This is a genomic window from Candidatus Omnitrophota bacterium (genome assembly GCA_013791745.1).
GTDB lineage: Bacteria > CG03 > CG03 > CG03 > CG03 > CG03.
On the sequence record VMTH01000098.1, the window covers coordinates 1 to 9,984 of the forward strand.

A 9,984-nucleotide genomic window follows, 5' to 3' on the forward strand; every position below is an offset into this window, starting at 1 on the left:
ATGTTTATTATTTTCTTCTTTAGCTTTCGCGGTGAATATAAGAACGCCGTTTGTCAGCGTTTCAGCGTCGGGCGTTGTTCCCGGCGAGGCATATTCGCTCAAAGCTCACGGTTTGAGGACGCTCAAAATTTACAACAAAGGCGCGGAAAAAATTACTGTGAAATTCAGCATCGCGCCCGGCGGGGTGGAAAAAAATTACGAAGCGGCGCCGGATGTGAAATGGATAAGCTTTGAAAAAAACAGCGTTGATATAGCGGCGGGGGCTTTCGCCGAAACAGATGTAATTATAAATGTGCCGGATGAAAAAAAGTTTTACGGCAGAAGTTTTTCGGCTGTCATATTAAGCGCGGGCGTGGGCGGCAACATTTCCGCGGGTTTGAGGAGCAAACTCTATTTCACGACGGTCAAAAAGAAAAATATATGGCAAAAATTAAAAGGGATTTTTGAAAAATGAAGGAGGTAATGCCTATGGAAAAAAGCTGGAACGTTGGTCAGGTAGCTGTCCGTCTGAGGCGGACAAAAAAGGAGGTCCTATCATGGACTGTTTAAGAATGGTTGTTGGAAGAATGTTGAAAGGTGTTTCGTCAATGACGAAAGGAGAATTGAAAATGAAAAACAAAATTATTGGTTTAGTGATGGTTATGATGTTGGCAGCGGGCACCGCTTTCGCGGCGCAGGATACTGCTGAGGTTGACATTTATGTCACGCCGGGTAATGTGACCGCAAGTTTGACGGCTCTTACGACTTGGTACAACTTCGGAACCGTGAATTTGGCCGCTTCGTCACATTCAGTTACCGGCGTTGTGCTTCAGAACGACAGCGTCTCAACGGTTAGCATGGAGAAGTGCATTACGGCTCTGAGCTTGGGTGCCCTTGTTTATCCTCCGGCCGCTCAGGATGATATAGCGTTGTATTGCTTAGGTGATGCGGCGACTATGCCGGCTCCTGCTTCTTTCGGCGCGACACATGAGTTTACTAATGTTACTGGCACCTATGACACTCTTGCTGATTCAGGCGCTGCGGATATCACCGCTGTTCCGGTCGGCAAAGGCACGACAACGTGGTACAAAATTACCATGCCGTCTTCGGTGTCCAGTTCAGCTCAGAGGAAATTTGACCTGACATTCCGCGCGACGACGAACTAAGGAGTAGAGGGAAGATAAGATTTAGTGCCTGAATATTAATTTTGCGATTAGCGAATAATATGGCTATGCCGTGAGGCATAGACGGTTGAAAATACTGGTAAATAGTATTTAGAGCTATTTAACGGTTCCGGCCATATTAGGGAAGTTCAGGCATAAGGTGCATGCGATGAGCTGCATTGAATCTTTTTCAGAGGAGAAACATATGTAATTACCCGTCTGTAAATTTAAGATACATAGCTGTTAACGGAAGTAAGCTGTTGGGTGTACCGCTTACCGGAGTTGCGTTAGTGTTAACTTGTCAATGGACAAGTCGGGTTAGCAGCTATTGTGGTTGGCAAGCAGAGTGATTGCATGGGGCGCATGTGCTGATTGCATCAGATGCGTATTGAGGCTGAAAGTCCGCCGTCTTAGGCGGAAGGAGCAGATTATGAGTGATATGAAGCTTATAAGTGGTGATCGTAAACCGCTTATTGCAGGAAAATGTCCAAGGAGGGGAAATGGAATGCTTATGAAAAAGTGTTTGAAAATTATTCTCGTGCTTTTGCTGGGCAGTCCGGTTTTTGCAGGTCACAGTTTGACGACGAAGTTCAGCGATGTGATTCTGTCGGGCATGAAACCGGGAATGGTTTACAGCTTGAAGAAAGAGAGAAATATTCCCTTTACGATTGTTAATAACGCTGAGGAGAAAAGGGATATAGAGGTGACAATCCAATTGCCGTCCGAAAGTCAGATGAAGGAAAACTATGAGTCGATTCCCGATGTTTCGTGGGTTTCGGTTTTCCCTTCAAGGTTTCAACTGGGGCCGGGGGAAAGCATTGATTGCGATATCATTATTTCAATTCCGCCGGAGGAGGAGTTTGAAAACAGGCATTTTCAGGCGATGATTGAAACTAAATCTGCCGGAAAACCCGGTGGTGTCGGAGTTACAATAAGTTTTGCCCTGTCAAGCCGGCTCAGATTCTCCACAGGCCCGAGGCCGGAAAAGATCATGGATGAATACAGGCAAAGGGTTTTTGCCGCTCTTCAGCTTGAAATATCACCGATGAGTTTGTTTGTCAGAGATGAAATTCCTGTCGGGAAAAAGGCGAAAATCGACGGTGTTGATTTTGAGGTGCCGCAGGTTGTCAACAAAGGAAGGGAGTCTTACAAGCTGGAAATGGCCCTTTCTCCCAAACCGCAGGAATACGGTTTGAATCCCGAATATGAAGAGCTTCCGGCGGAAGTGAAGGTGAAAATAAAGAAAAAGAAAATAGCTTCCAAGCCGAGAAGTTTTTCTGACATCGCGATGGAGATCGAAATTCCGGACAGTGAGGAATTTTACGGAAAAAAATATGCCTTTGTTGTCGTCGGAAATGTTATGGGTTTTGATATTCCGATTGAACTTTTCGGAAGGGTGTATTTTAAGACGGAGGATAAGAAGTGAAAAGGGCGAAGAGGCAAAAATGAGAGGTAGAGGTTAAAAAATGAGTGAATACCTGCGGAACAAATTAGGAGCGGCAGTCAAAAAACTGCTTACCGCCCTTATGCTGTCTGCGGGTATTGTTACGCAATCTTTTGCAGTTTCGGCGACGGTTGATGTGACCATAGGCGTGCGGCCGGGGCACAATATAGCGCCGGATAGAGTGACGGATCTCTTAGCGGCCACCGGCGGTATTGAAGGCAGGATAGAGCTCTCATGGACAGCTCCGCAAACAGAGTGGGGCATAAAAGTCAGGGATTACTACATCAGGTGGAGCTCATCTTCCGTCAATGACGCGCCTTTTACGGGCGACACCACCGCGTGGTGGAACGCTTCGGGAGGGCAGGACCTCTACGGCTGGATGAATGATCCCGGTGAAAATGTGAACTGGACTGTAAACGGCCTTACTCCGGCTGTCACTTATTACTTCTCAATAAAAGCGGAGGACGAATTCGGAAATCTCGGCAGTTTTGACACAAAGACTCAGGCGCTGGCGCAGACGAACGCACTGGCAGGGCTTGATTCAACGGTGCCGGGTTCAATCGTCAATTTGACGGCTCTTACAGGAGACAATGAGGGTGAGGTCAAACTTGCCTGGACAGCTCCCGGCGACGACGGAACTTCGGGTCAGCTTGCCGCGAATCTGCCGCCTTACTACAATTCCTTTGTTTATGAGATGAAGGCAAGCGCTGTTGATCCCGCGCTTGTGGGAGGCGTGGCCAACTGGTGGTCTTTTGCCGCGGCGGCAAAGACGGTTCAAATATCCACGGCTCAAATTCCGGGGACGAAACAAACGGTGGTTGTAACAGGTCTCACACCGGGCGCGAAATTGTGGTTCGGCATCAAGGCCTACGATGACGGCGCTAACTGGTCGGCGGCTCTCAATGTGTCTTCGGCTACGGTGTCTCCGGATGTGATGGCGCCTTCTTCTGTGACGGATCTTTTTGTTTCAGACAACAGCACAGCCAACGCCCTGACGCTCAGATGGACGGCTCCGGGCGATGACGGAACGGCTGGCGACATCACCGGCGGAAGATTCAGGATACAGTATTCAACCTATGCCATAGCGTGGAGTTCGGCTTCGGCGCAGGTTATTGTTTCAAGCTCAATGGCGAGTGGCGAAATACAGACTTATGAGGTCGGCTCTTTGACGGGCGACAGTACATATTACTTCGTGGTCTGGACGGCGGATGACGGCCTCAACTGGTCGGCTCTGTCAAATACGGCGACTGGCTGGACACTGGACAATGTCGCGCCGGCGGCTCCGACGGGTGTCACCGCCATAGCGGGAGACGCTTATGTTTCGCTCTCGTGGAACGCCAATACGGAAGATGATTTCAGCGCCTATCTGATTTACAGGTCTACGGATAACAGCGTTTATACGAATATATTGAGCACGGACTCGCTGTCCTTGACGGACACGGGCCTTACGAATTTCACGACATATTATTATTACCTGACGGCGAAAGACGGCTCTGACAACGAATCAGCTGCTTCGGCTGTGGTTTACGCTATGCCTCAGCCGCCGCCGGATGTGACGGCGCCAACGGCTGTGACGGATCTTCTTGTTTCGGACAACAGCACAGCCAACGCCCTGACCCTCAGATGGACGGCACCGGGCGATGACGGAACCTCGGGCGACATCATCGGCGGAGAATTCAGGATACAGTATTCAACTTATGCCGCGGCATGGAGCTTGAGTTCGGCGCAGATAGCTGTTTCAAGCTCAATGGCTCAGGGTGAAATACAGACTTATGAGGTCGGCTCTCTGTTAGGCGACAGCACCTATTACTTCGTGGTCTGGACGGCGGATGAAAGCGGGCGCTGGTCGGCTCTGTCAAATACGGCGGCGGGCTGGACACTGGACAATGTGGCGCCGGCGGCGCCAACGGGCGTGACGGCTATAGCGGGAGACGCTTTTGTAACGCTGTCGTGGAACGCCAATACGGAAGATGATTTCAGCGCCTATCTGATTTACAGGTCCACGGATAACAGCGTTTATACGAATATATTGAGTACGGATTCGCTGTCCTTTACGGACACGGGCCTTACGAATTTCACGACATATTATTATTTCCTTAAGGCAGAGGACTCCTACGGCAACAAGTCGTCGTCGTCGGCTGTGGTTTACGCTATGCCTCAGACAGTTAGTACCGACTTTACAGCTCCTGATGTGCCGGGCGGGGTTTACGGCGAATTCAGCGCGGACGGAAGTTCGTTCATGCTGAGATGGACGACGGTGACCATAAACAGTGACGGCAGCGCCTGCTCGGATCTGGCCGGATACAGGATATACCGCTCGACAGGGATATGGGGGCCGTTTACGCTCCTATATTCAACAGCGGCCACAAACTACGCGCTTGCCCGCTCCACCGCTCAGATATATTTCTACTCCGTTGCCGCCTATGACAGTGCCGCGCCCGTCAACGAGAGCGGGATGTCAATGTTCGCGGACACGACGGATGAGCTAAATCTCTGGATAGTCGGCGACGGCGCTGCTGTGAGGATACCCTCGGAGATAGCCTCTGTGCTCAGAAACGGTTTTGACGAAGACATAATCGTTTCCACCGACAGCAGAAAATCCTCCGACGAAAATTATCCTTCCGGCAGGGTGCTGAGAAGCTATGATTTTGAGACAAGGAAAAACATCTCCAAAGAAAAAGTGAATTTTGTCTTTGATAAGGCGCTTGCTGAAATTAAGATATATTACGGCGTTGCCGCCGGCGGCACCATACAATCGCTCTCGGTTAATGAATCGGAGGCCGCCAGATCCCTGGCGCTCGTGTGGTTCAATGGCGTGGAGTGGGTGAAAGTCGGCGGAGAGGTGGACACCGCCGAGAACTGCGTCAGGATACTGACGGACAAGCTTGGCAGTTATCAGTTGAGGGTGGCGCCGCGCGCTACGGCCTTCAGCGTCATAGACGGCCCGATACCGAAGATATTCACGCCAAACGGCGACAACTTGAATGATGTGTGCTCTTTCTACTATGACAATCCAAACGCTTTCGCCCCGTCCGGCGAGATCTTTGACATAAGGGGCAGGAAGATAGCGGATATGAAATTCGGCGGCATGAGTTCTTCCGTTTCCGGTTCTCTGATCTGGGAAGGTAAGACCTCCTCCGGCCAATACGCCGCGCCGGGCGTGTATATATGGCAGATAAAGGCCGAGGGCAGGGTTTATAACGGCACTGTGGTGGTGGCAAGATGATGAAAAAAATAATTAAACAAATCATCGCTCTGACAGCGCTTCTGCTGTTTATGCTCGCTGCCACCGCGCGGGTCTTCGCTTCTTTTGAGGACCTGGGCGCGGGAGCCAGGGCCGCCGGTATGGCCAACGCCTTCACGGCGATCGCCGACGACGCTTATGCCGTTTATTATAATCCCGCGGGCCTTGCCGGGCTCAGGAATCCGGAGGCCGCAAGCTCCATGGGTAAGATGTTCATGAATCTTTCGGATAATTCGGATATAGGCGACACAAATCTTATGATGGCCTATCCTTTGAAATTCGCGGTCATGGGCATCGGAGTGAAGAATTTCGCGCTGGACGGCTATTACGGTGAAAACCAGTACGCTTTCGCGGCCGCCAGGCGCTTCAGATATTTTGATCTGGGAGTTTCGCTCAAACAGATGACGGTGGAATACGGCTCCACAAAATACACGGCTAATGCCATAGATAATAACACAGGCTTTGCCGGGGGCGCGGGCGATCCCGTGTTTGATTCGGGCCTTTCCAAGAGCGGCTTCGGCGCGGACGCGGGCATCCTGAAAAAGTCAGGGGATCTCAGCTTCGGTATCGCGCTCCAGAACATTGTCGCTCCGGATATGGGCCTTAAAGAAACATATAAGCTGCCGCTGCGGATAAAAACAGGCATGGCTCTGATAAAGCCCGGCTATAAGCTGTCGGGAGAATATAATAAGGAAGAGTCCGCAGGGAGTTTCAGGCTGGGCGCGGAGGTGAATGTTCTGACTTTCTTCAGATTGCGCGGAGGTTTTGAATACGGCCCGGACATCGCCAATATTTCGGCAGGGGCATCGTACAGGATGAATTTGTTCTCCTTTGATTACGCTTTCACGCTTCCTCTGAGCGGTGTGGAGGAAACTCTGGGGAATCACTGGATAGGGCTTTCTGTCCGTTTCGGCGAGCTCCCCGAGCAGGTCATGGCCTCGGAGAAAACGATCCGGGAGTCCGGAGCCGCGCGCGAAAAGAAAGATCCGATGACGGAGAAGATCAGAAAACTAACGCTGAAAAATATGAAACGGCTTTATTTGTTAGCGCTCGCCGCCGAGAAGAGGGGAGAATATGAGAACGCGAGGCGTTATCACCAGCAGGTCATCGTTTATAATGTGCCGACTGTCGTCTCCGGCGACCCTGAGATAATGGAGCTTATCTCCAAATCCAGAGAGGCGCAGGATAAGCACGGAGACAGGGTGAGTTCCGCTCCCACCGATATAGAACGCATGAAAAAGCATTTCTCCACGGCGACGGAATATTACAAAAACAAAGAGTATGAAAAAGCTGTGAAAGAATGGAAAAAAGTTCTTGAAATTGACCCTGCGCACAAATTATCGCTGGCGAAGATAGCTCTTGCCGAAGCGGAACTCGCCGAAGAGAAGGAACAGGATAAGCTGAAAAAAATGAAAGAGCATTTTTCAAAAGCCACGGTATATTATATAAAAGGCGAATATGCCAGGGCTATAAAGGAGTGGCAGAAGGTGCTGGAGCTGGATCCGTCTCACGAGCTTTCGCGCCAGAAGATCATGCAGGCGCAGGAAAAATTAAAGAATGAATAGGAAAAACGGGAAAAGGGGATGCAACATCTCAGCTGAAATTTTGGTGACGGATTACTTCTTGGAGGATAGATGAAAAAATATTTGAGAATAGGCGAGGTGGCGGAGTTCTGCGGCGTGAGAAAATCAACGATACGCCATTATACGGACATGGGGATTCTTCCCTGCGAGGGGGCTACTCCCGCCGGGCACAGGCTCTATGACGCGAGAAAAACGATGGTGCGGGTGCAGCTGATAAAGAGCGCGAGCTCCCGGCGGACTTCGCTTGCAGATGTGAAAGCGAAACTCAAATGAAAAGCAGAACCGCACCGGAAAAATGGGAAAAATGGGACGTCCTTAATATTATGAATAACGGGGAAAGTGAGGGGGGCAAAAATTATGAAAAAATGTAGGACGTCCCCCTTTTATTTCGTTTTCTTCGTTTTCTTTTTAGCGGCCTTGCTCATGGCGCCGGCGTTTTATTCTCCGCTTTGCGGCGCCGCCGGAGGTTTCGCTTATCAGGCGGCTCCGAAGATAATCACGCCCGGCAATGCTGATGGAAGGAACGATGTTTTCTTTGTGTTTTACAAGAATCTGGACAGCCAGAGTTCTCTTTCCGGAAAGATATTCAATCTGATGGGAATGAAGGTCGCCGATATGGCGAACACCGGCGGCGCCGGCGTGATCCTGACGGCGCCATCCGGCGGCTGGCATCCCCAGTCAGCGGATTCCTGGGAAGGATATTTTAAATGGTCTCCCTCAAGAGGCATTTCTCCGGGGATATATATATGGCAGATAGAGGCGGAAGGGCAGGTTTACACGGGTACGGTAGTTGTGGCGCAATGACAAATAAAAAAGCAAAAAAGGAAAAAAGGGGACGTCCTTAATATTATGAGAATTTGGAAAAATGAAAAACAAAAAAATATGAAAAAATGTAGGATGTCCCCTTTTTTCTTGCAGCTATTTCTGTCTTTGTTCCTGCTACTGTCACAATGTCAAGCACCGTCCCCCTGTTATGCGGATTTTGAACAGCTCGGATGGTCGGCGGCATCCGCCGGTATGTCAAACGCGGCGATGTTTTCTAAAAAAATACCGTCGCTTTTTTATATCAATCCCGCCGCTTCGTCGTATTTTGAGGAGCCCGCTGTCGGCATGGAGTATGAAAATATGTATCCCGGCCTTTCCGACGGCAGCGGCCTCAGAAGGAATATTTTCACATATACCCACAAACTGGAAGGCGCCGGTTGCGCGGCCGGATTTGAAAAATTTTCGCTGGATGATCTTTATTCGGAGAGCACTTATATCGTAAATTATTCAAAAAATTTCAGGGAAAGATGGTTTGCCGGAGGAAATTTAAGGGTTCTGCAGAAACACTACGGGTCAGACCGATACGCCCTGAACGCCATCAATTCCGACGGCTCCGCTTCAGGCGCGCCGGATCCTCTTTTCGCGTTGAACGGAACCGGCATGACCGCGTTTACCTTTGACGCGGGTTTCACGGGGATTTTTTCCGGGGGCTGGTCGTTCTCAACAGCCGCGTCTTTTCTTACAAGCCCCGACACGTCTCTGGGCGGCACCTATAAGAGAAAACCTGACCTGTCGGCCGGGGCGGTTTACGAAACGGAATCCATAACGGTGGGCGAGACCTTGCGTTTTTCCGGAGGAGATTACTGGTTTGACACGGGTTTTGAGAAAAGACTGAAAACGCTGAAATTAAGGGGCGGCCTGACCGCCGGCAGCGGCGAGTTAAGGCTTTTTTCAGTGGGCGCGGGTTATCTGCATCTGCAGAAGGTTTCTTTTGATTACGCTTTTATCTATCCCCTCGCGGGCATCAAGGATTCTCTCGGCCGTCACAGGATGTCGGTGTCTTTTGTTTTCGGCGGCGGAAAAGTGAAATTCTCCGAGGAGGCGTCTCACGCGCAGACGGCGGTGATGGCCGAAAAAACAGACCTTGAAAAGATCCTGGAACAGGCGCGGCTGGCTTTCGCGGAAGAAAGGTGGAAAGACGCTGTAGATCTCTCCCGCAAAGCGCTTCTCATCGAGCCCGACAATGCTGACGCGCTCGAGATTTATAATGGAGCTTCGGATAAACTCAGGGTTTTGTTTGAACCGCATGCCGCAGCTGCCGTGCGCCTTCTGAACGAGGGGCGTTTCGCTGAGGCCGAATCAAAGTATAACGAGGCGCTGGCCCTCAATCCCTGGGAGGAGTCTCTGAGGGAATTGAGCGCAAAAATTAAGAAAATAACAGCTGTCATGCCCCAGGCTCCGGGCGAGAGCAGGATCCCGCATCTGATGAGAGCCGCGGTGCGAGCCTATATGAACAATGACCAGTCGCTGTCGGTTAACGCGGCTGTTTATCTTGCGCAGCTGGACAAGTCTATCGTCACTGAAAGCGTGAGGGACATAATAAAGGACGAATTCCCCGAAAAATACAGGGAACTGAGATTGATAAAGGGTATGAATCTTGTGGAGCAGAAATTATATTCGTCGCTCAAAAATATCTATAACGCGCGCTATGACCTGGCTATCATAGAATGCAACGAGGTGCTGGATCTGGAGCCGCGCAATGTGCTGGCTCTGACGAGTCTGGGTTCGGCTTATTACGCCCTCGGG

The 9,984-nt window shown here is 50.5% G+C and carries 7 protein-coding genes; all 7 read left to right on the forward strand.

The window, feature by feature from the left end:
* Positions 1 to 608: 608 nt before the first annotated feature.
* Positions 609 to 1,145: a hypothetical protein gene (locus FP827_04405; protein MBA3052316.1), complete on the forward strand. Its 537-nt coding sequence runs from the start codon at positions 609 to 611 to the stop codon at positions 1,143 to 1,145.
* A gap of 508 nt (positions 1,146 to 1,653) precedes the next feature.
* The gene (locus FP827_04410; GenBank protein ID MBA3052317.1) at positions 1,654 to 2,568 is read left to right on the forward strand and encodes a hypothetical protein; all 915 of its coding nucleotides are present in this window, start codon (positions 1,654 to 1,656) and stop codon (positions 2,566 to 2,568) included.
* A 40-nt stretch (positions 2,569 to 2,608) separates the two neighbouring features.
* Positions 2,609 to 5,812 carry a hypothetical protein gene (locus tag FP827_04415; protein ID MBA3052318.1) on the forward strand — a complete coding sequence of 1,068 codons (3,204 nt, stop codon included), beginning with the start codon at positions 2,609 to 2,611 and terminating at the stop codon, positions 5,810 to 5,812.
* On the forward strand, positions 5,809 to 7,395 hold the full coding sequence (locus FP827_04420; GenBank protein ID MBA3052319.1) for a tetratricopeptide repeat protein: 1,587 nt from the start codon (positions 5,809 to 5,811) through the stop codon (positions 7,393 to 7,395). Before FP827_04415 ends, FP827_04420 begins: the two co-directional genes overlap by 4 nt.
* 69 nt (positions 7,396 to 7,464) lie before the next feature.
* The gene (locus FP827_04425) at positions 7,465 to 7,686 is read left to right on the forward strand and encodes a MerR family DNA-binding transcriptional regulator (GenBank protein ID MBA3052320.1); all 222 of its coding nucleotides are present in this window, start codon (positions 7,465 to 7,467) and stop codon (positions 7,684 to 7,686) included.
* A gap of 84 nt (positions 7,687 to 7,770) precedes the next feature.
* Complete coding sequence (locus tag FP827_04430; GenBank protein MBA3052321.1) at positions 7,771 to 8,217, forward strand: hypothetical protein; 447 nt, start codon at positions 7,771 to 7,773, stop codon at positions 8,215 to 8,217.
* Between the two features lie 213 nt (positions 8,218 to 8,430).
* On the forward strand, positions 8,431 to 9,984 hold a 1,554-nt coding region (locus FP827_04435), incomplete at its 3' end, for a hypothetical protein (protein ID MBA3052322.1).